At 42.0% G+C, this 25,906-nt stretch carries 16 protein-coding genes; 4 read left to right on the top strand and 12 right to left on the bottom strand.

Features of this window, described 5'->3' with window-relative positions:
- Window positions 1–62: 62 nt before the first annotated feature.
- Window positions 63–1,577 carry a PSP1 domain-containing protein gene (gene ricT, locus BVU_RS09275; protein WP_005842725.1) on the top strand — a complete coding sequence of 505 codons (1,515 nt, stop codon included), beginning with the start codon at window positions 63–65 and terminating at the stop codon, window positions 1,575–1,577.
- On the top strand, window positions 1,540–2,037 hold the full coding sequence (locus BVU_RS09270; RefSeq protein ID WP_016270960.1) for a gliding motility lipoprotein GldH: 498 nt from the start codon (window positions 1,540–1,542) through the stop codon (window positions 2,035–2,037). The genes ricT and BVU_RS09270 overlap by 38 nt, the downstream gene beginning before the upstream one ends.
- A 3-nt stretch (window positions 2,038–2,040) precedes the next feature.
- Here BVU_RS09270 and rodA read toward each other — a convergent pair whose 3' ends face one another.
- The 6 genes from rodA to purH form a co-directional block, all read right to left on the bottom strand.
- Window positions 2,041–3,495 (bottom strand): rod shape-determining protein RodA, encoded by a 1,455-nt coding sequence (rodA, locus tag BVU_RS09265; protein WP_011965354.1) that lies wholly within the window; start codon window positions 3,493–3,495, stop codon window positions 2,041–2,043.
- Window positions 3,476–5,326 carry a penicillin-binding protein 2 gene (gene mrdA / locus BVU_RS09260; RefSeq protein WP_011965353.1) on the bottom strand — a complete coding sequence of 617 codons (1,851 nt, stop codon included), beginning with the start codon at window positions 5,324–5,326 and terminating at the stop codon, window positions 3,476–3,478. Before mrdA ends, rodA begins: the two co-directional genes overlap by 20 nt.
- A complete protein-coding gene (gene mreD / locus BVU_RS09255; protein WP_005842736.1) occupies window positions 5,326–5,826 on the bottom strand; it encodes a rod shape-determining protein MreD in 501 nt (166 codons plus the stop codon). Before mreD ends, mrdA begins: the two co-directional genes overlap by 1 nt.
- Before the next feature lie 8 nt (window positions 5,827–5,834).
- A complete protein-coding gene (mreC, locus tag BVU_RS09250; RefSeq protein WP_005842738.1) occupies window positions 5,835–6,683 on the bottom strand; it encodes a rod shape-determining protein MreC in 849 nt (282 codons plus the stop codon).
- A 105-nt stretch (window positions 6,684–6,788) separates the two neighbouring features.
- Window positions 6,789–7,811 (bottom strand): rod shape-determining protein, encoded by a 1,023-nt coding sequence (locus BVU_RS09245; protein WP_005842742.1) that lies wholly within the window; start codon window positions 7,809–7,811, stop codon window positions 6,789–6,791.
- 112 nt (window positions 7,812–7,923) lie between these two features.
- The gene (gene purH / locus BVU_RS09240) at window positions 7,924–9,447 is read right to left on the bottom strand and encodes a bifunctional phosphoribosylaminoimidazolecarboxamide formyltransferase/IMP cyclohydrolase (protein ID WP_005842744.1); all 1,524 of its coding nucleotides are present in this window, start codon (window positions 9,445–9,447) and stop codon (window positions 7,924–7,926) included.
- Window positions 9,448–9,727: 280 nt separating this feature from the next.
- Here purH and BVU_RS09235 point away from each other — a divergent pair, with 280 nt between their 5' ends.
- Complete coding sequence (locus BVU_RS09235; protein WP_005842746.1) at window positions 9,728–11,980, top strand: inorganic phosphate transporter; 2,253 nt, start codon at window positions 9,728–9,730, stop codon at window positions 11,978–11,980.
- A gap of 107 nt (window positions 11,981–12,087) precedes the next feature.
- The gene (locus BVU_RS09230; protein WP_005842748.1) at window positions 12,088–13,170 is read left to right on the top strand and encodes a phosphotransferase enzyme family protein; all 1,083 of its coding nucleotides are present in this window, start codon (window positions 12,088–12,090) and stop codon (window positions 13,168–13,170) included.
- An 85-nt stretch (window positions 13,171–13,255) separates the two neighbouring features.
- On the opposite strand, the gene BVU_RS09225 is transcribed toward BVU_RS09230, so the two are convergent.
- From BVU_RS09225 to BVU_RS09200, 6 genes are all read right to left on the bottom strand, one after another.
- Window positions 13,256–15,697, bottom strand: a complete 2,442-nt coding sequence (locus BVU_RS09225; RefSeq protein WP_005849164.1) for a S9 family peptidase — start codon at window positions 15,695–15,697, stop codon at window positions 13,256–13,258.
- 109 nt (window positions 15,698–15,806) lie between these two features.
- Window positions 15,807–16,541, bottom strand: a complete 735-nt coding sequence (locus BVU_RS09220) for an outer membrane beta-barrel protein (protein WP_011965352.1) — start codon at window positions 16,539–16,541, stop codon at window positions 15,807–15,809.
- Between the two features lie 195 nt (window positions 16,542–16,736).
- Entirely contained in the window at window positions 16,737–21,137 is a 4,401-nt protein-coding gene (locus tag BVU_RS09215; protein ID WP_011965351.1) for a hybrid sensor histidine kinase/response regulator transcription factor, read from the bottom strand.
- A gap of 194 nt (window positions 21,138–21,331) precedes the next feature.
- Window positions 21,332–23,056, bottom strand: a complete 1,725-nt coding sequence (locus BVU_RS09210; protein ID WP_008669649.1) for a pectinesterase family protein — start codon at window positions 23,054–23,056, stop codon at window positions 21,332–21,334.
- A 6-nt stretch (window positions 23,057–23,062) separates the two neighbouring features.
- Window positions 23,063–24,223, bottom strand: coding sequence for a dienelactone hydrolase family protein (locus tag BVU_RS09205; RefSeq protein WP_011965350.1), 1,161 nt, complete (start codon window positions 24,221–24,223; stop codon window positions 23,063–23,065).
- 20 nt (window positions 24,224–24,243) lie between these two features.
- A complete protein-coding gene (locus tag BVU_RS09200) occupies window positions 24,244–25,857 on the bottom strand; it encodes a pectate lyase (protein WP_008669644.1) in 1,614 nt (537 codons plus the stop codon).
- Between the last annotated feature and the right edge of the window lie 49 nt (window positions 25,858–25,906).

Raw genomic sequence — 25,906 nt, 5'->3', positions numbered from 1 at the left:
ACAGAACCGCATGGCATTTATTTCTTAGTTCTCAATTTTCAATTCTCAATTAAAACAGAATTATGGACAATGAATTCAAATTAAAGAACGGAAGCGGCTGTTTGTGTTGCAAAGGCTGCGGACGACAGGATAAGCAGCTGAACACCTACGACTGGCTGGCTGATATTCCCGGCAACACCGAGGAACAGGAAATGGTTGAAGTTCAATTCAAGAATACCCGCAAAGGGTATTATAAGAACAGCAACAAACTGAAGCTGGAAAAAGGAGATATAGTAGCTGTAGAAGCAAGTCCCGGACACGATATCGGTACAGTAACCCTGACGGGAAGATTGGTACCTTTGCAAATGCGTAAGGCAAACATCAAACCCGATGCCGAAATCAAGCGTATCTACCGCAAGGCAAAACCTGTAGATATGGAAAAATACGAGGAGGCAAAAGCCAAAGAACATGACACAATGATCCGGTCCCGCCAGATAGCCAAGAATCTGAACCTAGACATGAAGATCGGTGATGTGGAATATCAAGGCGATGGCAACAAAGCTATCTTTTATTACATCGCGGACGAACGTGTAGACTTCCGCCAACTGATCAAAGTACTGGCCGAAGCTTTCCGTGTACGTATAGAAATGAAACAAATTGGCGCCCGTCAGGAAGCCGGACGCATTGGCGGTATCGGACCTTGCGGACGTGAATTGTGCTGCGCTACCTGGATGACAAATTTTGTATCTGTATCTACCAGTGCGGCACGTTATCAAGATATTTCTCTGAATCCCCAAAAGTTAGCCGGACAATGTGCCAAGCTGAAATGCTGCCTAAACTATGAGGTAGACGCCTATGTAGAGTCCCAAAAACGCCTTCCAAGCAAAGAAATGACTTTAGAAACGACGGATAGTACATTCTATTTTTTCAAAGCGGATATTTTGAAGGGAACTATCATGTACTCTACTGACAAAAACTTCATAGCTAATGCTGTAACCATCACCGCACGCCGTGCTTTTGAAATTATTAATATGAACCGACGGGGTGAGAAACCGGAAAGCTTAACCGAATCTGTCAAAAAGAACGAACCTCAAAAGCCCGTTGATTTAGTAGAACAAGAAAGCTTAACCCGATTCGACAAACGAAAAGGCAACAACAGCAACCGAAAGAAAAAACGTAAGCCGGAAAATAACGGTAATAACGGAGAAGGTACTCCCAATGAAAACAGACGTCCGCAACAACCTAAAGAGAACCGGTCACAACAACCCAAAGAAAACCGGCCACTTAGAGAAGGACGTCCCAAACAACCTAGAGAGCCTAAAGAAAACAAGGCTCAGCAGCCACGCGAAGAGAACGGAAACCGCCCTAAAGAAGAAAATCGCAACAGGGAAAGTCGCAACCGGGAAGAGCGCAGTCGTGAAAATCGGGAAGACGGAAACCGGAACCGCAATAAACGCCGCCCCAATAATGGTAATAATGAAGGAGGCAGTGAAAACCGGAATAACGGAGGAGGAAAGGAAAATGACAACAAGAACAACGGAAACAATAGCCAAATCCCGAATGAAAAGCCACAAACTCCTGTATCAACTAAAGAATAAACTGACATGGCTGCCAATACTCATATTGGCAGCCTGTCAAAACAATATCATCTATCACTCTTACGCCCCCGTCCCCCTTGACGGATGGGATAAAAGTGATACTCTTGTTTATACCCTGCCCAATTCTATCCCTGCCGGAAATTACGAAGCAGAAATCGGTATCCGTTATCAAGAATCTTATCCTTACAGAGATATTTGGCTAGAAGTCAGCCATAACACAAAGGATACTTTGACTTACGTCACAGACACTTTACAACTTTTTCTGGTTGACGAAGCTGGAAATAAAACAGGAAATGGTCTTTGTGGATTATATCAATGTGACCTGCCTTATAAAGCATCTATTCCTATCCGTACAGAAGGAAGCGCACGTACTTTCCGCATCGTCCATATCATGACGGACAACCCGTTGACGGGAATCAGCGATATAGGTATCCGGTTGCGCAAACCGGAAAACCAATAAGCTCTAACGTTTTCCCCGCCCTGCATCAATACGCAAGAATACAAAAAGCAAGATCGTAAATCCCCACAAAGAAGATCCCCCATAACTGAAAAAAGGCAGTGGTATGCCTATAACGGGGGTCAGTCCTAAAACCATACCTATATTAATAAACAGATGGAATAAGAAAATGCTTAATACCGAATATCCATAAACACGGGCAAAACGAGTATGCTGACGCTCCGCCACCACAATAAGACGCAAAATAAGTCCGGTAAAAAGAAACAATACGGCCGCCGAACCTACAAAGCCTTCTTCTTCCCCTACCGTACAGAAGATAAAGTCTGTATCCTGTTCAGGCACATACTTCAGTTTAGTCTGTGTACCATTCAAAAAGCCTTTCCCCCATAAGCCTCCCGACCCAATAGCAATCTTACTCTGATTCACATTGTATCCTGCCCCCGCCAAATCTTCCTCCATACCAAGCACCACTTTAATACGTATCTGCTGATGTGGCTCCAGCACATTATTGAAAACATAATCGGCAGAAAAAAGAAATCCCACCGAACCTATCGCAAATAGAGCAATATAAAAATAATTACGCATACGTTCATGCATAGAAAGGAAGATCAAATAGAACAATAAAACTACGCACAATCCATATTGGAACCAAGTAATGTCAAAAGGGATAACATAATACGAAAATAATAAAGCCAGCAAGGTACCACCAACACCAATCCCTCCGATATACCACACTACCGATGCTTTTTTGCAATAACTATTAACTAATAAAGCAGAAAGGATGACTATCAGCAGCAACACAGAAAATTCACCGATGGAAGTACAGTCATCCGCCATCAATTCATTGCCAAAACGGATTCCAACTACAAAATAGACCACGGCGCAAATCCCGGCAAACAAAATAGAACCCGGCATCCCCTCCCGGTACAGCATAAAAAAGAAAGCCAGATAAACCAAAGCCGACCCCGTTTCCCGTTGCAAAATAATAAGCAGCATGGGCAGCAACACCATCCCTACCACAGGCAATGAATACTTTAACTTACTCATTGTAAACCCGTAGACATTCATAAATTTAGCCAAAGCCAGCGCCGTGGCAAATTTAGCAAATTCCGCCGGTTGCAAACTTACAGGTCCGAATTTTATCCATGAGTAAGATCCCTTAGTATCCTCTGCCAGAAAAGGTGTTATCAACAACAGCAGCATCATGCCTCCATATAAAATATAAGCAAACATATCATACAACTTATCCTCCAACATCATCAGGATAAATCCGAGCCCCAAAGAGCAACAGATCCATACAAACTGTTTTCCTGCCCTAGTGTCGAAACTAAAAAAATCAATCTCACCATAATCATAGCTGGCTCCACATACGCTGAACCATCCAAAGATAACCAGCATCAGATAAATGCAGATAGTCATCCAGTCCACTGATTTCCATATACTATCGTTCGTGTATGCCATAATCTATTCGTCTGTTTTGTATTTCCGCCGCTTTCGCCTCACTTTCCGGTGAAAGTTCGCCTTTTAAATATTTCTCCATTATCAATGCACCGATAGGTACACCATAGGTTGCTCCCCAACCTCCATTCTCTACATAGACTACCACGGCAATCTTAGGATCATTCATTGGTGCAAACCCCATAAAAGCAGAATGGTCCTTTCCACGGTTTTGCGCCGTACCTGTCTTGCCACACACTTCAATTCCCGGAATATTCGCATTACGGCAAGTTCCTCCCAATACTGCCGAACGCATACCTTCGACTACCGTCTGATAATGTTCACGGCTTACTTTAGTATAACGTTTGGTCGTATACAGGGTATCCAACGGCTCGTCTTCCACTTCTTTCACTACATGCGGAGTAATATAATAGCCCCGGTTAGCAATAGTAGCCCCAAGGTTAGCAATCTGCAACGGAGTAGCCGTCACTTCCCCCTGGCCGATGGAAATAGAAATAATCGTCAGTCCGTTCCATGATCCCCGATAGTTCTTATCATAATAAGCAGCATTCGGGATCATCCCACGCTTCTCACCCGGAAGGTCTACTCCCAAAGGATAACCAAATCCCATAGAAACCATATAATCACGCCATGTATTCATGGCAGTCTGTACAGAACCATACTTCTTCTTCGCCCCTATCATGTGAAACAACCCCCAACAGAAATAACCGTTACAGGAAGTTGCAATGGCAGGCACCAAAGGCAGGGGCGACCCATGAGAGTGGCAGCCCACCCTAAGACCGGCATACACAAAGCCATGATAGCAAGAATAGGCTGTCTGAGGAGTAATAATCCCCTCTTGCAGGAAAGTCAACGCCTGAGTAGTCTTGAAAGTAGATCCCGGTGGGAATTGCCCCATAATAGAACGGTTCAGCAATGGTTTCCAACTGTCACGCGCCAGTTCCAGATGATTTTTACCCCGTTGGCGCCCCACCATCAATCTTGGGTCAAAAGTGGGAGCAGATACCATACAAAGTATTTCTCCTGTGGATGGCTCGATAGCCACTATACTGCCTATCTTCCCTTCCAACAGACGCTCTCCCAACATCTGAAGCTCTATGTCTATACCTAGTTTCAGATTCTTCCCCGGAACGGGAGTCTTGTCATATTTCCCGTCCATATACCGTCCCTGAATACGTCCACGGGCATCGCGCAGTAATATCTCCACTCCTTTCTCGCCCCTCAACTGTTTTTCGTATGAGCGTTCCACCCCCTGTTTCCCTATGAAGTCACCGCGTACATAGTAATCATCGGCTTCAATATCCCCCTTGGACACTTCTGCAATATCTCCCAGAACATGAGCAGCCGCATTGTAATTATACTGGCGGATAGTACGCCGCTGAATATAGAAACCGGGAAACTTGAACAGTTTTTCTTGGAAGACTCCGCACTCTTCTGCCGAAAGCTGGGTCATAAATACCTGATGAGTATATGGAGAGTAGCCCGGATTGGAACGTCTGTCCTTTATCTCGCGGATACGCTTTTTAAAATAGTCGGGGGTAATATTCAATGTTTTACATAAATCAAGCGTATCAAGGTTGTGCACCTCTTTCATCACCATCGTAACGTCATAGGCAGGTTGGTTATACACCAGCAGATTACCGTTCCGATCGTACATCACCCCACGGCTAGGGTATTGTGTCTTGTTCAGAAAAGCGTTGCTATCGGCGTTCTTTTTATAATCCTCACTCATAATCTGCAAGGTAAAAAGACGTATCAGGTAAATCAGCACAATAACGATCACCGATGCACCGATTACATATTTCCGCTTCTCCAGATTATAATCTCTTTCCACTATTTTTTCCTCCTGATTGCCTCAGCACACAATATACAAATGATGGTTATTGAGGCATCTGTCAATATTTTCAACAATAAGACAGGCAGGTTGAAGAATGAAAAAGTATCTATGACAAGTAAAATGGTACAAAATAAGAAAGTACACAATAAGATATACCGGAAGAAAGGCGAGAATCCCATACTCTTGATACCCGGTTCAAAATCCTCGACGCTATCGCGGAGCGTGACTAATCGTAATACAGGTTCACGCATAAAAGCCAGTACAGTGGCCGCAGCCGCATTCATCCCCGGAGTGTTGCCTAATATATCGACTGTCAATCCCAACAGGAATGCCCATATCATAAGGACATTACGGCTAACTCCCGAATTGTACTTCAAAATAAAATAGATAAAAAAGAAAGGAGTGGCATACCCGTTGATATGCATATGATTCAGCACCAGCACTTGCAACAGTACCAGTCCGATAAACCACTCTATTCTTTGTAGATAAGTCAACATCAACCTTCTTACTTAGTCGTTTTTACCTGCTTTTCCAACTCCAATTGTTCCTCCTGCCCTTTTTGGGCAATTACGCGCACATCATTCAAACGGGCGAAGTCCGTAAATAGTTTCACCCGCAGCAAATAAGACAAGCCATCGTGACTATCGGCGATATCATCTACCGTACCCACCGGAATGCCGGAAGGGAAAACAGCACTGTGTCCACTGGTTACAATGGTGTCACCTAAAGAAAATAATGAATGACGGGGCATATCCTTTATAAAAGCAAATTCGGATGAACCGCCATCCCATTTCAAGAAGCCGAAATAATCACTCCGTTTTATCTTACAGCTAATACTGCTTTTGGAATTCAATACCGGAATGACAATGGAGTAATGTGGAGAGGTGAGATAAACAATACCAACCACACCGCTTCCATTTACCACTCCCATCTCACTACGAATGCCATCCGCTTCTCCTTTGTCAAGTGTAATATAGTTATCAGCATGAGTCACACTGTTATTTATCACGCTAGCCTTGAATATATCATATCCTGCCAGTGCTTCCTGCTTAAGCTGTTCTACACCACTGCTGTCTTCCGTCGCTTCAATCAAAGCTTTACGGATACTCTCCAACTGCAATTCCAGTTCCACATTTTTCTGTACCAACTCATCGTTGATCGTTTTCAGATGAAAATATCCGGTAACATTATTGGCTGCATCATACATAGCTCCCGAAACAAAATTAGCAGATGTAAAGAACGCACTCCCCTGATAACTGTTGAAGCGGAATAATAAAGCAAAACTGATTATCTCCAAAAGAACAAAGAGAAACCAGTAGTTATACTTTAAAAAGAAATTCAGCAGATTTTTCATTAATACCAATTGTTCAATGTGCTAATTTGCCAATGTGCCAATGTACTGCGCTATCCATACCGCATGGCATTAGCAAATTAGCAAACTGCCTCATTAGCAAATCATTTACCGCATCAAAAAAGAGAAACGATCTACATTCTTCAGTGCAATACCGGTACCTTTCGCCACACTCAGCAAAGGATCTTCGGCTATATGGAACGGAATATTGATTTTGTCTGTCAGACGCTTGTCCAAACCGCGCAGCAAAGCACCACCACCAGCCAAATAAATACCGTTCAAAACAATATCAGCATAAAGTTCAGGCGGAGTCTGTTCCAATGCACTAAGGATAGCTGTTTCAATTTTTGCAATACTCTTTTCCAAACAATGCGCCACCTCCTGATAACACACCGGAACTTCCATGGGAAGAGCAGTGATACGGTTAGGCCCGCGTACAATGTAATCTTCGGGAGCATCATCTCCCAAATCAGTCAAGGCAGCGCCTACATGTATCTTGATACGTTCGGCCATACGTTCACTCACCTTCACATTGTGCTGGCGGCTCATATATTCCTGAATATCGGCTGTAAGATCGTCACCGGCAATACGTATCGAATTGTTGGAAACAATACCACCCAATGAAATCACGGCAATTTCTGTAGAACCACCACCTATATCAACAATCATATTACCTTCAGGAGCCTCTACATCAATACCGATACCAATAGCCGCGGCCATAGGTTCAAAAATCAAATAAACATCCCGTCCTCCCGCATGCTCAGCACTGTCACGTACCGCACGAAGCTCTACTTCAGTGCTACCTGAGGGAACTCCGATCACCATACGCAAAGAAGGAGAAAAGAAACGATTACCCATGTTCACTTTCTTTATTAAACCGCGCATCATCTGTTCACAGGCATTAAAGTCGGCAATAACCCCGTCGCGTAGCGGACGTACAGTACGAATATTCGGATTTTCCTTCTCGTACATCATTTTAGCCCGTTCGCCTACGGCAATCATCTTGTCGGTACGGCGATCAAGCGCAACGACCGAAGGTTCGTCCACTACAATCTTCCCGTTATTTAAAATGATGGTATTGGCAGTGCCAAGGTCCATCGCAATCTCTTGTGTAAAGGAGAATAATCCCATAAATTCATTTACAATTTAGCAATTTACAATTGACATTTGCAATTTACCATTTACCTGAACAATGCTGTATAAACAGTCCGATTGTAGCCGCAAATGGTAAATTGCAATGATCTTAGTGTTTAAAGTGACGAATCCCTGTAATGACCATAGCTACGCCATGTTCATTGCAGTATTGGAAAGTCAACTCGTCTTTTACAGAGCCTCCCGGCTGGATAACAGCTTTCACACCCTCCTTATCCGCTATCTCTACACAATCGGGGAAAGGGAAGAAAGCATCACTGGCCATCACTGCGCCATTCAAATCAAACTCAAATGATTTTGCTTTTTCAATGGCTTGTTTCAATGCATCCACACGTGAAGTCTGACCTACACCGCTAGCCAGCAGTTGTTTGTTCTTGGCCAGTACAATAGCATTACTTTTACTATTCTTCACAATCTTATTTGCAAATAACATATCTTCTATTTCAGTCGCCGTAGGAGCTTTTTCAGTAACCTGCTTCAAGTCGGCAGGAGTTTCCACATCCAGGTCTCTTTCCTGAACCAAAACCCCATTCAATAAAGAACGGAATTGTTTCTTCGGCAATTTAGCTTCCTTACGAACCAAAATAATACGGTTCTTCTTCTGTCCCAGAATCTCTAATGCATCTACATCATAATCCGGAGCAATAATTACCTCAAAGAACAGTTTATTGATTTCTTCCGCTGTTTCTTTATCAATCACGGCATTAGTAACCAACACACCTCCGAAAGCCGACACCGGATCGCCTGCCAACGCATCTTTCCATGCTTCCAGCACAGTAGGGCGCGAAGCTAATCCACAGGCATTATTATGCTTCAGAATGGCAAATGTCACCTCATCAAATTCATCAATCAAATCTACGGCCGCATTGATATCCAACAAATTGTTATAGGAAATTTCTTTTCCATGAATCTGGTCGAACATCGCATCCAGATTTCCATAGAAATAACCTTTCTGATGAGGATTTTCACCATAACGAAGTTGTTTTTGTTCTTCCACCGCGCAACGGAAAGCCGAACCTTCACCACCATCAAAATAGTTAAAGATAGCAGAATCATAATGAGAAGAAACAGCAAACGCTTCTTTTGCGAACCAACGGCGTTCCTCGCGTGAAGTAGTAGCGCCATGTTCCAGCAACATATCACGGAACGGCTTATATTGTGCCTGACTAGCGATAATCACCACATCATTAAAGTTCTTAGCAGCAGCACGAATCAAAGAAATACCACCTATATCAATTTTTTCGATGATAGCTTGTTCTTCGGCCCCCGAAGCCACAGTTGCCTCAAACGGATACAGGTCAACGATGACCAAATCTATTTCGGGTATTTCATATTTTTCTATCTGTTGCATATCTTGTTCCAAACCACGACGGCATAAAATACCTCCAAAGACTTTAGGATGCAGTGTCTTCACACGTCCGCCCAAAATAGAGGGATAAGTAGTAAGATCCTCCACCGCTTTGCAAGGGAAACCTAAAGATTCGATAAACTGTCTTGTACCTCCTGTTGACAGGAACTCTACTCCTTCTTCGTGTAGTTTGGTTATAATCTCGTCCAAACCTTCTTTGTGATAAACCGACACCAATGCGGTTTTAATTCTCTTAGCCTCTGACATTTTTTATAGATTAAGTATTTGGGCTACAAAGGTATAAATTTTCACTCTATAAATTCCACACATAAACGTGAAATATTATTTATCCACTCATATTTGTTTCAAAAAAGAAGAGATCCGCCACTAAATATGGATAATAATAAATTAAAAATCAAGTTGTGTGAATCCGTGCAATCCGTGGCGAACAAAAAAACGCCTGTAACACAAATGTAACATATATGACATTTTATCATAATATACCTCCCGTACCTTTGCGCCCAATAAAATAGAGAGACAAAATTATATGGAAACAATGTTTTTGGGAATCGTCGTATTCCTTTTTCTGCTAGCCATATTCGATTTGGTAGTAGGCGTCAGCAACGACGCAGTGAACTTTATGAATTCCGCCATCGGTGCTAAAGCCGCGTCATTCAAGACCATCATCGCCATTGCCGCTTTCGGTATCTTCATCGGCGCCACACTGAGCAACGGTATGATGGAAATCGCACGGCACGGTATTTTCAGGCCTGAACAATTTTATTTTCAGGAGTTAATGTGTATCTTTCTAGCAGTTATGGTAACAGACGTAGTCCTATTGGATATTTTCAATTCCTTAGGAATGCCTACCTCCACTACCGTATCCATGGTATTCGAACTATTGGGAGGTACTTTCGTTCTAGCTCTTATCAAAATAGCAGGAGACGAAACCGGAATGCTAGGATTTGCTGATCTGCTGAATACGGAAAAGGCATTGTCCGTCATTTTAGGTATCTTCCTCTCAGTAGCAGTAGCTTTCTTCTTCGGCACATTAGTACAATATCTCTCCCGTCTTCTCTTCACATTTAATTATACAAAGAAACTGAAATACACTATCGGACTGTTCGGCGGTATTGCTGTTACGGCCATTATCTACTTCATGTTGATAAAAGGTCTGAAAGATTCCGCCTTCATGACCACCGAAAACAAACATTGGATTCAGGAAAACACCTTGATGTTAGTAAGTTGCAGTTTTGTGTTCTTCACCATTCTGATGCAAATATTGCATTGGTGCAAGATAAATATATTCAAGGTGGTGGTAATGTTAGGTACTTTTGCCTTAGCTATGGCTTTTGCAGGCAATGACTTAGTAAACTTCATCGGTGTGCCCTTGGCAGGCTTCTCAGCTTATACAGACTTCATGGCTAATGGAAACGGTGAACCAATGGGATACTTGATGAACTCACTGAATGGTCCGGCTAAAACCCCATTTCTTTTTTTATTTTTAGCAGGCGTCATTATGGTATATGCGCTGATTACTTCAAAAAAAGCGCAAAATGTAGTGAAGACTTCGGTAGATCTCTCGCGTCAGGATGAAGGTGACGAAATGTTTGGTTCTTCCGCTGTAGCACGCAGTATTGTCCGTTCTACCATGAGCGCTTCGGAAAGTATAGCCAAAATATTGCCCGACAATCTGAAACGATGGGCCGACAGCCGTTTTAACAAAGATGTGATGATTATGGAGAACGGGGCAGCATTTGATTTGATACGCGCTTCTGTCAATTTGGTACTGGCCGGTCTGCTCATAGCTTTGGGAACCTCTTTGAAACTCCCTCTTTCTACCACTTACGTAACTTTCATGGTAGCTATGGGTAGTTCATTAGCCGACCGTGCCTGGAGCCGTGACAGTGCCGTATACCGTATCACCGGTGTGCTTTCTGTTATCGGTGGATGGTTCATCACTGCCGGAGCCGCTTTCACTATCTGTTTTGTGGTTACGCTCATCATGTATTATGGAGGCACATTCGCCATGTTGGCCCTTATTGCACTTGCCATCTTCTTATTGGTTCGCAGCAACATACACTACAGCAAGAAACAGAAGGATAAAGGCAAAGACGACATATTCTCCCGCCTCATTGCCAGTAAAGACAAAGAAGAGCGTTGGAGATTACTCCGCCAGCATGTAAATAACACATTGGTAGCCGAAATGGCATTCACCAATGAAACCTATCGGCAGATAACCGACGGTTTCATCAACGAAAATCTGAAAGCTCTGCGCAAGGCCGTGAACAATACCGACAATCAGAAAGAAATGTTAAAAAAGATACGCCGTAAAGAAATACTAGGTCTGCGCCGTATAGACAACTTTACTGCTATCGAGAAAAACACTTGGTTCCACTTGGGAAGCAACAGTTGTGAACAAATGCTTTACTGTCTGAAACGTATCTGCGATCCTTGTAAAGAACATGTGGACAATAAGTTCACCCCATTATCGGAACGTGCCACTAACGAGTTCATCCCTATCCGCGATGAGATGACCGCATTAATGACCAAGGCTACTGAAGTACTTGCCAACAAGGCCTACGATCAGACTGATGCCTTGCTACGTGAAGGCGCCCTTCTGAAAGGCAAGATCTCTACCTTGCGCAAAGAACAGATGGACCGCATACAAGAACGGGATGTCAATGTAAAAGCTTCCATGGTGTACCTCAATGTATTGCAGGAATCACAAGAATTGGTTTCCTACTGGCGTCATCTGTTACGCGCCGACCGTATGTTCCAGACTGATTTGAAAAAATAAAAAGATTTATATTCCTATTATATGTTTTTTAAGATAACTTCTTTCCTCCAATTGAAGGAAAGAAGTTATCTTTGTTTCGTATATATAGACATTATTCAAACAAACCTATGGAAAACCTCAAAAAAATTATCAAACAGTTCCCCAAAGTGGGTGAAGTGAAAGAAATCAAAGCTTTGACATCCGGCCTCATCAATCAGACTTATCTGGTAAAATCGGTATCTCCTGAAGAGCCTGACTATGTATTGCAACGAATCAACCATTTAATATTTACCAATATTGAAATGCTGCAACACAATATAGAAGTAGTGACCAGACACATCCGCCAAAAGCTGGAAGCCAGACACGAAGAGGACATTGAACGTAAGGTACTCCATTTTCTACCTTCCACCAATGGCAAGACCTATTTCTATGATGGAGAAGGTTATTGGCGAATTTCAATATTTATTCCGCGTTCACAAACATTGGAAACAGTTACACCGGAATCTTCCCATCTGGCAGGACTGAAGTTTGGTGAATTCCAGGCCATGCTGGCTGATGTGCCCGAACAACTCGGAGAAATCATCCCCGATTTCCACAATATGGAATTCCGCTTAAAACAATTACGTGAAGCCGTATCCGCCAACATATCCGGCCGTTTGGCAGAAGTACAGGACATAGTGGACGCTATAGAAAAAGATGCTGATACGATGTGCAGCGCTGAACGTTTTTACCGTGAAGGCAAATTGCCCAAACGCATCTGCCACTGTGACACAAAAGTAAGCAACATGTTATTTGATGAAAACGGAAAAGTGTTGTGTGTCATTGACCTGGACACGGTAATGCCCAGTTTCATTTTCTCCGATTTCGGTGATTTCCTCCGTTCGGCAGCCAATACCGGCAAGGAGGATGAGGCTGATTTAAATAAGGTGAAGTTCAACATGGAAATCTTCAAAGCATTTACCAAAGGTTATATTGAATCGGCCCGGACTTTCCTGACTCCTCTCGAAATAGAAATGCTACCTTACGCTGCCACCCTGTTCCCCTATATGCAAGCTGTACGCTTTTTAGCAGATTATATAAACGGAGACACGTATTATCAAACCCGGTATAAAGACCATAATCTGGTACGCACCAAAGCGCAGTATAAACTGTATCTGGAAGCAAAATCCGCTACACCGGACATGAAGGCTTATATCAACAGTCTGCTATAATATAAAAACAACAAGGAGCACAAAGGTATCTTAATGACACGAACCTCTGTGCTCCTTTCATATTCGTCCGGCAATGATCCTAAATCTACCGTTTCGGTATATCTACCGATTTTTCACTTTTCCCTTTCAGATGTTCGGAAAAGTAATCAACCAGTTTCCAGTAGAAATATTCATTCATATCACCGAATCCATGACGCTGTTGAGGAAGAATCAGCATATCAAAACGCTTCCCGGCACGAATCAAGGCGTCAACTACCCGTAAGGTATTGCCCGGATGCACATTATTATCAATATCACCATGAATCAGTAACAAATTTCCTTTCAATTGCTTCGCTATTTCAGGATTAGTAGCAATCTTATAAACGAAAGTTGTATCCCCTTTCTCACTCACCACCTCTTTTACGCCGTGATGCGTTTCACTCCACCAACGGTTATAGATATTGTTATCATGATTTCCGGCACAAGAAACAGCCACTTTGAAGAAATCCGGGTATTGGCACATAGCCGCCGTACTCATAAATCCACCTCCCGAATGTCCATGAATACCAACCTTATCTATATCTATAAAATGATGACGCTGCGCCAATTGCTCGATAGCATATTTATGATCGGCCAGCGGATAATCACGCATATTTCCATATCCATAATTATGATACCATTTAGAGCGGCTAGGATGCCCGCCGCGTTGTCCCACAGAAATAACAATAAATCCGGCCTGTGCCAAACGGTCGGTACGGGGGCTCATACGGGTAAACGGATAATAAACACCTTCCACCTGTGGCCCAGGATAAACATAATCCACAATAGGATAAACCTTAGTTGAGTCAAAATTAAAAGGTTTATACATCACACCATACAGATCTGTCACGCCATCAGCCGCCTTTACCTTAAATATTTCCGGAAATTTATAACCGGCAGCAAAAAGCTGTGAAAAATCACTCTCCTGAATATCCATTACCTTATTGCCATTAGTATCCAGCAGGATGGCGCAGGGCACCGTATTTACACGCGAATAGTTATCCACCACAAAACGAGCATCATCATCCACTTCCACACGATGGAAATAATCCCCTTTGGTCAGTAATTTCAAACCGCTGCCATCCAGATTCACACGATACAAATGTTCATAATAAGGATGTTCTTTCGCATTCATTCCATTGGCAGTAAAATAAATCACACGCGCCTTGTCATCTACTTTCAAGATTTCCTCCACGTGCCAGGGACCTTTTGTGATACGATTTTTCAAATTACCCTGATCATCATATAAATAAAGGTGTGCCCAACCATCACGCTCACTCCATTGAATAATTTCCTTTCCACCATTCAAGACTCTTAAAGGACGAGTTTCCTGATAGGTATTCATCCGTTCCTTTATTACTGGTACAACAGAATCCTGTCCTATCGTATAGGAACAAACATCAATCCGATGTAAATCACGGCTGCTGCGGGTCAGGAAGAAACGGTTGTTATCACCCTGCCAAACGGCAGCCTGATCTTCCATATCACGCTGTTTTTGCATCATTGGTTTGTATTCCAGGCCAATGCTTTGATCTTTATAAGCTGCTACTTTAATTTCCTTACGTTTATTATCAACCAAGTCAAACAAGTACAGGTGTTCTATGGGAGCTTCCTTTTCTCCCGGCATCTGGTATTTATAAGTTTCCAATGTGGGACGTGGACGGGCCATCGAATTTATTACCCATAACTCTTTCACAGCGCGATCGTCAGAAACTGTCATAGCAAAATAACGTGAATCCGGAGACCACACTCCACCTACACGACGACGCTTGCCATTACATAAAGTATCTGTATTCAACATACTATAGGGAATACCATAGCCAAAATCCTTCATGCCATCTGTAGTAAGCTGGATTTCCACGATCGTACTATCCTTTTCATTTTTTTTCGCCTTTTCATAATCTTCACGACTCATGCGATACAAATTCAAATCCTTGGCATAAATCACCGTTTTACCATCAGGAGAGACCGATCCCCAATAGATTTTCTTCAGGTCGTCTTCTTTATCTTTCAGATGGGTCAATTTACGGGTAGGATAGTCATAAGAAAAATAAAAGATTTCCTTCTCATTCTTCTTGTCCTTCTTATCCTTGCCATCTTTCTTTGGTGTCGCATCTTTTGTTGACTTTACTTCAAAAGTAAAGGTACGCCCATCTTCTTCCGCTTTCAGATTTGTGATTGGCAAATGGCGTGCCTCAAAGGGATCTTTTACAATTTCGGTAAGCTGGGAAGCTAATTCATCCCTATCAAACAAAAGCTTCTTTGTCCGGGCAGCCGGATCAACCACATACCAAAAGGTTCCTTCACTTGTTTTGTACTCGAACCAGAAATTATTACCTTTCTGGAACCAATGCGGATCCACCACAGTAGAAAACAACATGGTGTTCAATTTTTCTTGTGTGTATTTCTCTGCCTGCAGATATTCCGGCAAGCGTTCCTGCGCTTTTGCAACAGAAACTGTCGTACACAAACCGCCCATTAAAAGGGTAATGAATAGCATTTTCCTCATAGATTGAACTTTTATCGTGTTTATAAAAAACAAACATACACAAAATTCTTCATTTAACAATCTTAAACAAAGAATTTTGTGTATGTTTGTTTCATTTATCCTTTTCTTATCAGAAACTATACCCTGAAGTAAAACTAACCATATGATTCCGTATCCTTAAATCATTCTGCTCCTTATTATATTTTCCCCAAGCCAAATCATACCCGACAGTAAATGAAATCCGTTTAACAGCAATCCCGACAGAAGCCGTTCCTCCCCAATCCAAACGAGGGGACGCTTCAAAACCAAATTCCTCATTTACTGTTTTTCCTTTAAATGTGCCAAACCGGTAATAATCATTCCGGTATTCGTACTGTCCAACACCTGTTTCTTCATCTATATTATATTTTGAGGAAGAAACATAAGCATTAGTACGTCCACCAATTCCTACAGCTACATAAGGTCCTACTGCTAATTTAAGACGCACATCATCACAAAGTTTAAAACCCCAATGAGCCATAACAGGCAATTGCAAATAATAACGCGTGGACTCAACATTCGTTTTTTCATAATCCATGCTAAATCCTCCCCCTGTTGATATGTTTCCCCAGCTCATAGGATGATACCCACCTTTCTGCATTAAGATATAAACCCCGGACTTCAAGCCAAAAGAAGGCTTCTTTCCCACCCCTTCCTTTAACTGATACAACACACCGGCACCGGCTTTAAAACCTAATGTAACTGATGTCCCTTCATTTTCCTTATTCACTACCAAGCCGGCTTCCGGCGTAACACTCCAACGAGACTGAGCGTTCAACATCATACTCGCCAAAATACCTGCCATAAATAAAATTACTTTTTTCATCTTTTTCTTCTTTTTAGTTCATTATCTATGTAAAAGACTAAAAATTCAGAAAAACCCCCATTGCATATCCGGAAAAATAATAAAATAACATGAGCAACTCACTCACATAACAAAAGAAACACCCTACATTTAAACATATCGTTCAAGAAATCAAAAAAAACAAACGCTGCAAAAACCAACCAATAGCAGCAAAAGTTATCGCTTATTTTTCGCATTCTCTTTATATTCGGTAGGTGTCATACCAAAACGTTGTTTAAAACATTTGCTGAAATAACGAGGATCATTAATACCTACCATATAAGCAATCTGCGTCATATTATAATCACCACTCTCTATCAATTGTGCGGCACGTTTCACACGCATCTCTTTAATAAACTCAATGGGGGCAAGTCCTGTCAGGGTCTTCAGTTTCTTGAAAAAGACAGAACGGCTCACCGCAAGCTCCTGTACCAAATCATCCACGATCAAATCGCCATTATCCATATTCTTCTCCATTAATTCCGTCAGTTTTTCCATAAACTTACGGTCATGGGAAGACATCTCAGGCTGTGTTTGCTGTTCTTCCTCCGCAACAGGCTGAATATTCATCAGATTCGCACAATACAACTGTTGCAACTTGACACGTTGTGTCAGAATATTCTCCACCCTGGCCTTCAGGTAAGTAGCACTGAACGGTTTCGTTATATAATCCTCAACTCCCAGTTCCATACCTTCCAACTTACTGTCCATATCCGTTTTAGCCGTCAGTAAAACGACTGGAATGTGACTGGTCGCCATATTAGCACGCAAATCTTCTGTCATGGTAATACCATCCTTTTCCGGCATCATGATATCACTAATAATAATATCCGGAACAAACTTCAAAGCCTTATCCAAACCTTCAGCCCCATTGACAGCCTCTATGACGTTGAAATTTGAGATGAAGATACTACGCAAAAAGAAACGAAGTTCCAAATTATCTTCAACCAGCAACATCGTTTTGCTTTCATTCCTCTTCTCTTCATGTCCCTGAACAGATTCTTCCACCTCTTCCGGCCTCATTTCGACAGAATCAGAGAGAATGAACTCTACATTCTCCGTATAGTGCTCCTTGCCTTTCAAAAACTCAACCGTGAAACAACTGCCCTCCCCCTCTTTACTATCCACACGGATAGTCGCTTTGTGCAGTTCCACCAATTCCTTAACCAAAGAAAGACCGATACCAGAACTTTGCTGATTAAACAAATTCTTGTCCAACAGATTTTCAAAACGGACAAAAAGGGAAGCTTTCTTGCTTTCAGAAATTCCTATACCTTGATCCTGCACACCAATCGCCACATTATGTTCATTTTCATGAATGAAAAGCGTAATCATCTTACCCTGTGGAGTATACTTGAAAGCATTGGAAAGCAGATTGAAGACAATCTTTTCCAACTTATCCGCATCTACCCACAGTTTTAAGGAAGGCATTTCACTTTCGAATACAAAATCAATATGATGCTCTTCGGCCAGCGATTCAAAATTATCCATGATATGGCGTACAAAAGGAACAATATCTATCTGCTCTATACGCAACTTCATCTTATTTTTCTGTATTTTGCGGAAATCAAGAATTTGGTTCACCAAGCGAAGCATACGGTCGGTATTACGTTCTACTACATGCAATTGCTCACGTACATCATCCGGCAAAGTCTTGTTTTTCAGAACATATTCCACAGGACCTGCAATCAATGTCAGCGGAGTGCGAAGTTCGTGAGAAATATTTGTAAAAAAGCGAAGCTTTATATCAGAAACCTGCTGTTCCACAGACACTTCATGTTTCAGACGATAAATAGTAAACAATATATATACTCCTGAAAACAGAATCAACAGAAAAGCAAGAATATAAATTGCCATAGCCCAAGCCGTTTCCCAAAACGAAGGCTGAATGGTGATTCTCAAACTACGCTCATTCTCTACCCAAACCCCATCACTATTGGTCGATTTAACCTGAAAGACATACTCTCCTTTCGGAAGATTAGTATATGTAGCGGTACGCTGTCTGTCTACATAATTCCATTCTTTATCAAATCCGCGTAAACGATAAGCATAACGGATATTTTCAGGATAAATCATATCCAACGCAGCAAACGATAAGGTTACAATATTCTCCTTATGTGAAAGCACCAGATGTTCTGTATTATTGAGTGACTGCCGCAACAAGCTTCCCGGTACGCCTGGAACTACCTCCTGATTGGATATCTTCAAAGTACCTAAAATAATGGATGGAACATAATTACTCTTCTTAATGTGCTCCGGTTCAAAATAAAGCACGCCACGACTGGTGCCAAACAAAATAGTGTCGGGACCAAGCTTCAACGATGTTCCTTCCTCAAAACGTATCTTACCACCAAAATCCCTTTCATTATAATTCTCAAAACGTTGTTCGGACGGAATAAATTTACTCAATCCGTTTTCCGTACTTATCCACAAGTTTCCTGCGCCATCCTCTTCTACAGACAACAGGATATCTGAAGGCAGGCCATTCTTCACTGTATAAGATTTAAATATAGCTCCCCCTTCTCCGTTCATGGAAACAAGCCGGTTAAGACCACCCCCAAATGTAGCCAAATAAACTTCTCCTTGAGAAGTGGTTACAATCCGATATACGTTATTGTTGCTCAGACAATTCATATCATCGGGGATACGTGCATAAAGATGGAACACAATCGACTCCGGATCTTTAAAATCCTCTTTAAAACTAAGCGCGCCATCACTGCTCCCCACCCATATATTCCCCTTCTTGTCAGAAGTGATATGGCGTACACGGTAACAACGGTCATACGGAAAACCTTTCAGGTTATTTCTAGAACTAATAAACACATATTTCCCTTCAGGAGTTTTCTGAATATAATTCAACCCTCCACCGAAAGTTGCCACCCAAATGCGTCCATACTTGTCTTCATGTAACCAGTAAACACTATTATGACTCAGGCTATAAATATCATCTTCATCATATTTGAATCGAGTAAACTTAAAATGGGTCCCCTCCTTTTCTGCCAGAATAATACCATCCCCTTTGGTCGCAATCCAAATGTTTCCGTGAGAATCTTGCATGATATGATAAGGAACTCCCCGTAACGGCCTGCCAGATTTGGCTATATCCCCCTCTTCAGTCAGAATACCCTGAAAATCTAAATCAGAAGAATAAATTTCAATCTGACCATCCCGTTTTCCCATCCAGATGCGATGTTCGCTATCTTCAAACAACGCACGTACCGTATTGGAATTCAAGTCATAACTGTGACCCATGCGGGGATAAATATGGAACTGGCTTCCTAAAAAAGTAATCTTCTCCAACCCCTTAGAATGAGTACATAACCAAAGATTGCCTTGCTTATCGGATAACATGGAATGTAATTTATTGGAAAAGTGCCAATCGGGTGAATCGGGGTCATTATAGAAAGGTAACAGCCGATTTGCCTCTCTGTCATACCAAGAAAGCCCTCCTCCTTGCGGATGTACCCACAAATTACCGTTCAAGTCTTCACAAATATGAAAACTGGGATAGGAACGATCGGCACCACGAGGCTCCACTTGCATCTTTTCTTGCTTAAATACTTCTGTCAAAGGATTGAAATGACAAACCTTTCCCCATTCGGTCATCTCAAACCATGCTTCCTGCTTACTGTCAACATAAACAGAACGGAAAGCGTCTGCCGGGAATTCGGGACAATTGGACTTATTATAGACTTTACACTCTTTTGTATCCGAATGGTACAATATCAATCCTTCATGGGCAGTTGTTATCAACAGCCCCGTACCTTTTATTTCATTTATAGCAATCACTTTATCCTTTACCGGCAATTCCCAAAGACGAAAGATTTCATTCTGCAAAGAATAGCACCATATCCGTCCTCTGTCTGATCCAAAATAAAGTTCGTCACCATAACTGCAAAAAGAGTAGAAGGCCTGTACGGGTTCATCTTTGCCTGACTGGATATTCACAAAATAAGAGACAGGCTCTTCTTTATCATTCGTAATCTTCAGCAGACCGTTATCAGTAAGCAACCACTCTTGATTGTAAGCATCGCTAAAAACCTGATTAATATGAACGGCATTTCCTCCACGACTATGAGTAGCATATACTTGGGTAGTTATACTGTAATCTTTAGGGTTTGTTTTCACACGGACAGCCCCCTCATTTTCAGAAAGTAGCCAAATGACACTGTCGGGCAATATTTTAATAGAAGAGAAACGCATGCCCTCCTCTTCACCTTCGGCAGGAATTTGTTCGAACTTCTCTGTTCTTTGGTCAAAACGATACACACGATAATCATACGTTTGCAGCCAAATATAATTATAAGGGTCTACTTCCAATAAGTCTACCCGGTTGTTAGTCATAGTAATTTTATTCCCTTGTCTGGCTTTATAAACTTTGAAGTCATAACCGTTGAACCGGTTGATTCCATCCCAAGTAGAGAACCATAAAACTCCATTATGGTCTTGTACCATGCTCATGATGGAGTTCTGAGACAAGCCGTTTTCCGAAGAATAATGAGTAAAGATACAATTAGGCTGACTTTTTGCATGAAAAAAGAGCAGCAAAGTAAGTATAAACAGAATGTGTCTTTTCATTTCGTAGATTTTCATATATAATAGGCAAAAATACATAAAAAACGAGAGATACTGATATACAAGCTCCTAAAAAAACAAAAGGGGAAAAGTTAAATCCCCCCTTTATCATTCTACTCTTCCCTGACACTTTCCATAGGAACAAATAGAATTCCTCCCTACAGTGACAAAGTATTATTACTGGTAGAAAGAACAGCTTATCTCTTTAAATTCTGCAACAACACATTTCCATTTTCCACCGGATTCCATCCGTCATCACCTGCCAAAATCTGTGCTTCATTATAATTACTGATATCGTTCAGCTGCTTTCCAAACGAAGCACGCGAAGCGGTAGCCGCCCCTTCTCCCGTATTCCGGTATTCAGCATAGAATACGGTTTCCTCATTTTCTTTTTTGCCCCAGTTGTTCCAACCCACCGGAAGAATATGCTTTCCCAAATCACAATGAATATAAACAGCCTGTGCATAAGGACGCCAAGGACGGGACAAATACACCTTCTGAGCCTCAGCCACACCCGTCAATTTACAGCCTATAAAAACATAGCCATATTTTTTGCCTTGATCTGTAGAAGGAGCGGTAACATACCCATCACCCAAACTATGGATGGTGCAATCCTTAAACAATGCCGTAGACCAGCCAAAAATAAAATCCACTGTACCCTCTATATAACAATGGTCATAAAACTGACGACTGTCTTTGCCATAAGTGTACAAAGTATCCTGATTTCCCAAAAAACGACAGTTTTTGAAATAAGCGCGATCTCCACTAACAAAACAGGCCACTGCCTGCCCCACTCTGCCGGCACTATTCTCGAAAGTGATATTCTCAGCATAGAAATCGGGAGCATAGATATAACAGGTTGATGAACCGGAGGTAGACATTTCTTCTCCGAAATAGTTCTTTTTAGCAGCAAAATCATCATTTGTCAGAATTGCTCCGTCCTCACCTATCAAAGAAACACTAATCTTGCTTTCAGGAATAACCACTTTTTCTTTATATACCCCTTTACGGACTAGAATAGTAGTGCGTCCTGCTTTACGAAAATCGGGGACAGCATGAATCGCTTCCTGAATGGTAAAGAAATCACCACTGCCATCTTTTGCCACTACAAAATCATAATGACGTACAAAAGGCGCCAATGCAGGAACCTCTTTAGCTATAGCATCCACCGTCAAACCAGCAATAGTACGCGCCCCATATACATTCAGGTGCGTATTATCCTCACGCCCTTTCGGACAAGCTGCACACACACCTTCAGGAATCCACATGAACAATTTTTTTGAAGCCTCCGGTCCCATCTCCTGCACCAAATCATGCGTTATCTTGTTCATATCCACAAAAGGCACATCCAACTCTTTTGCCACGTTACGCGGAGACTCCAAATATTTTCCATGAGTATCAATCAACACTTCTCCATCTTGAGAAACACTCCCCTTTGACAAATCCTTGCGCACATCATCTTCGGCTACCGCATTTTTATTATTCCGGAAATTACGACGGACAATGGCATTAAACAACACGGGAATTCCCCCTTTAGCACGTGTTTCTTTTACAAAACGGCGTAGATTGGCATCAAAAGTAGATCCGGGATCAGTATGACGTTTCTCATCGGCCTTCTCATCATTATGCCCAAACTGAATAAAAACATAATCACCCGGCTTTACTTTATTAATTACTACCTCCCACAATCCTTCATCAATAAAACTTTTAGAACTCCGACCATTTCTAGCATGGTTTTCCACACGAATATTCTCACTGAAATATCCTCCCAGCACATGGCCCCATCCACGTTCCTGATTACCTCCCTCTAAGGGTTTGTTAGCCATAGTCGAGTCACCTATCATAAAGATAGTAATTGTGCGGTCTGCCGTAAAAGCAGAAAACAACAAGGCAACAAATGCCATCAACATCTTAATTTTCATCGCTTTCTATTTTAAATTTTGATTAAAGAACTCAAGTATATCATCCTGTATCTCCTTACTGCAAAAATGGGGCAAATCATAGAACTTGGTAGTCAACAGATTTTCTACCGATTGACTCTTCCATACATCCTGCATGGTAGAGAAAGCGCTTTCAACGCCCTTTACAGGAAAAAGTTTGTCCCGCAAGCCATTGATGAACAACATCGGTTTGGGGCAGGCGATAGATGCCACATGAGGATAATCCATCCAATTCCGTATTCCGGGAATAATCATGGAATAAGCAGACCCGCCTTTGTTCTGATTATTGGTAAGTGTCATTAAGCTATCTGTAGTATTCATCCAGCACACAGCAGCGCCTGCCTTCACCACATCTGTAGCGGCACTGACCATCCAGGCACGATGTGCTCCCATAGAAAATCCCATAGTACCTATCTTTTCCTTATGAACCATGGGCAATGAGGCCAGAAATTCCGCGCTACGGATATCATCCCAGGCTATCAAGGCTCCCCAAGACATTCCCATCTGTAACATATTGGCCGCCAACGCTTGCTGTGAGTCATAGCGTACTCCTTCCTTACGTCCCCGTTCCCCCCAAAACAAGGCATCCACAGCAAGCACTACATATCCGTGACTTGCCAGATAATCACCTACATACTGTTTGTCATAACATTTTTCCGCCCAATCGTCCGCATCGGCCAGTACAGATGCTTCCACACCGAACGGACGTACCATTTTCTCTTTCCCTATCGAAAAATGCGCACCGTGATCGTGAAGCAGCAATACTGCCGGGAACGGGCCATTCCCGTCAGGAACCAACAGATAAGCGGGAACACGAGAATATTCCGAAACACTGAACAAAATCTTCTCCGCCCTATATCCATTCCGTTGCTCGGTATCTATCACTTCCTTATCAAAAGCCGTAGCAGGAGGAGCAGGCAACATGCAATCCAATAACGTTTTTCGAGCTTCCTCACGCCACTTCTTGAAATTTCTGATGGAAGAATTTCCCCAAGCCATAGGATAAGTCAGGTTTTCTTTCATCTTCTGATAGAACAGCGGCATATCATTCTGCGTTTCATAACGCATAGAGACTGTTTCCACCTTTTCTTGAGCAGAAGCCGTCAGACTTATCCCAAACAACAATAAACAAATTACAGTATTCTTCATAAACCTATACCTAACAAACTTTACTTTTCAAGGTAACTAATTAATTTTATCATATTATCAATATAATCCCCAACAGAGATGCACAATTCTCCGGTGGTACACGGATAAGGTGATGTATCGTGCTCGTCCCCTACAAAGGTAGCTATATATTTCGTTTCCTCACTAGGTCCTGAAACAGTATATGGCTTATACGGGTTCGAGGTTGACTTTAAAGGAGAGAGCCAGCAACCGTCCTTAGTCAGTGATTTCACCAATTTCCGGGCAACTTCTTCCGTAGCTTTTCCACGTAAACGAGTATAATATTTAGGTAAAGGAACCAAATGATCCTGCAGCAAAGGTGAATTCTTCGCCAATTCGGATACAGGAAGTTTTTTCACTTCCTCATAACGACGACGCAGTTCACCTGGATTCACAAAAGTTGCCGAATTATAATGAGCTATTGTATTTTCTATATTCTGATCTATATAATAAGTACCGTTTTTCACATTACTTCCTTTACGATGGACATACAGTGGTTTACCAGTATCAGGATCTACAAAACGAGGAACCAAAATAGCTTCCGGATTAGTCGACTGACTCTTCCATTTCTTCACATCCGATTCCGGTAATTTCATTGATTCCAAAAAACGAATTGCAGCAGGAATCCCCGACAGGAAACGAGTATCAGCTGTAAGTTTATAGTAATCCATCATTAAATTAACAAGACGGACGGTAGTACCGGTGTTCACACTGCGCGGTTCATAAGAACGGGCATGAGCCGGTTTCAAATCATCTACTGTATATTGGTCTGCCCAGCCTGCATAAGGTTCCCCTTGTTGAAGGGAAATCATCAAGTACATAGCACGCATAATAGGCTCCTTTACCCCTTGCAACCCCATTGCCTGATAGCATTGAATCAAAAACTCGGTCGCATCAGGAATCACATCATCATTCAGAGTAATAAAAGACGAATAATCTTTCTTACCTTGAAAAGGGTGATCATACATCAAAGGATACCGTTGAGGCCATCCGCCCACCGGATATTGACTTTTCAAGACAAAATCAATGGTTTTCTCCAAAGCCGGACGGAAAGCAGGATCATTTTTTTCCACATACATACGAAGTAGAAATTTGGCAGCCTCCATAGTACCCGCATCATCGTAAGTCGCATTTCCATAATAATGTTGAAATTCTTCCAGACGCCAGCCATTTTTACCAACGGTATCATACCAGGACTTTAAGGAGTTCTCTCCTGCAAAATCGAACACATAATTCCATCCGCCACATTCAAGCTGTCCCCAAATCAAGGTGTTAGCCACTTTTTTCGCAGCTTCATAATAATACTCATCTCCTGTAGCATGATAAGCGTCAAGCAACAAATGACCGACAGAAGGAGTTCCCGGCGGCTGAATCCATACCATTGTCCTCTTGGCTTCCATCTCTCCCCATGAACGGGACATATCCGGCAAATAATTCCATACGAAGCCACCATTATAACTCACTTTGTCCATCATAAACCGAGTGGCGGTTTTCATCGTATTTATAACTTGGTCATCTAATTTTTTATTAGTTTGGGCTATACCTATACAAGCAAAATTTGCCATGCACAGGCAAAGGACAATTCTTTCCCAGTTCTTCTTTAATGTGCTTTTCATTGTTGTTTTAGTGTTTTGATTCAAGTTTAAATATCATTATGAAGCAAAA

The sequence above is a fragment of the Phocaeicola vulgatus ATCC 8482 genome, assembly GCF_000012825.1.
In the GTDB taxonomy this organism is placed as follows: domain Bacteria; phylum Bacteroidota; class Bacteroidia; order Bacteroidales; family Bacteroidaceae; genus Phocaeicola; species Phocaeicola vulgatus.
The sequence above is the reverse complement of the archived record's forward strand: the minus strand, read 5'-3'. Positions and strand labels throughout refer to the sequence as shown.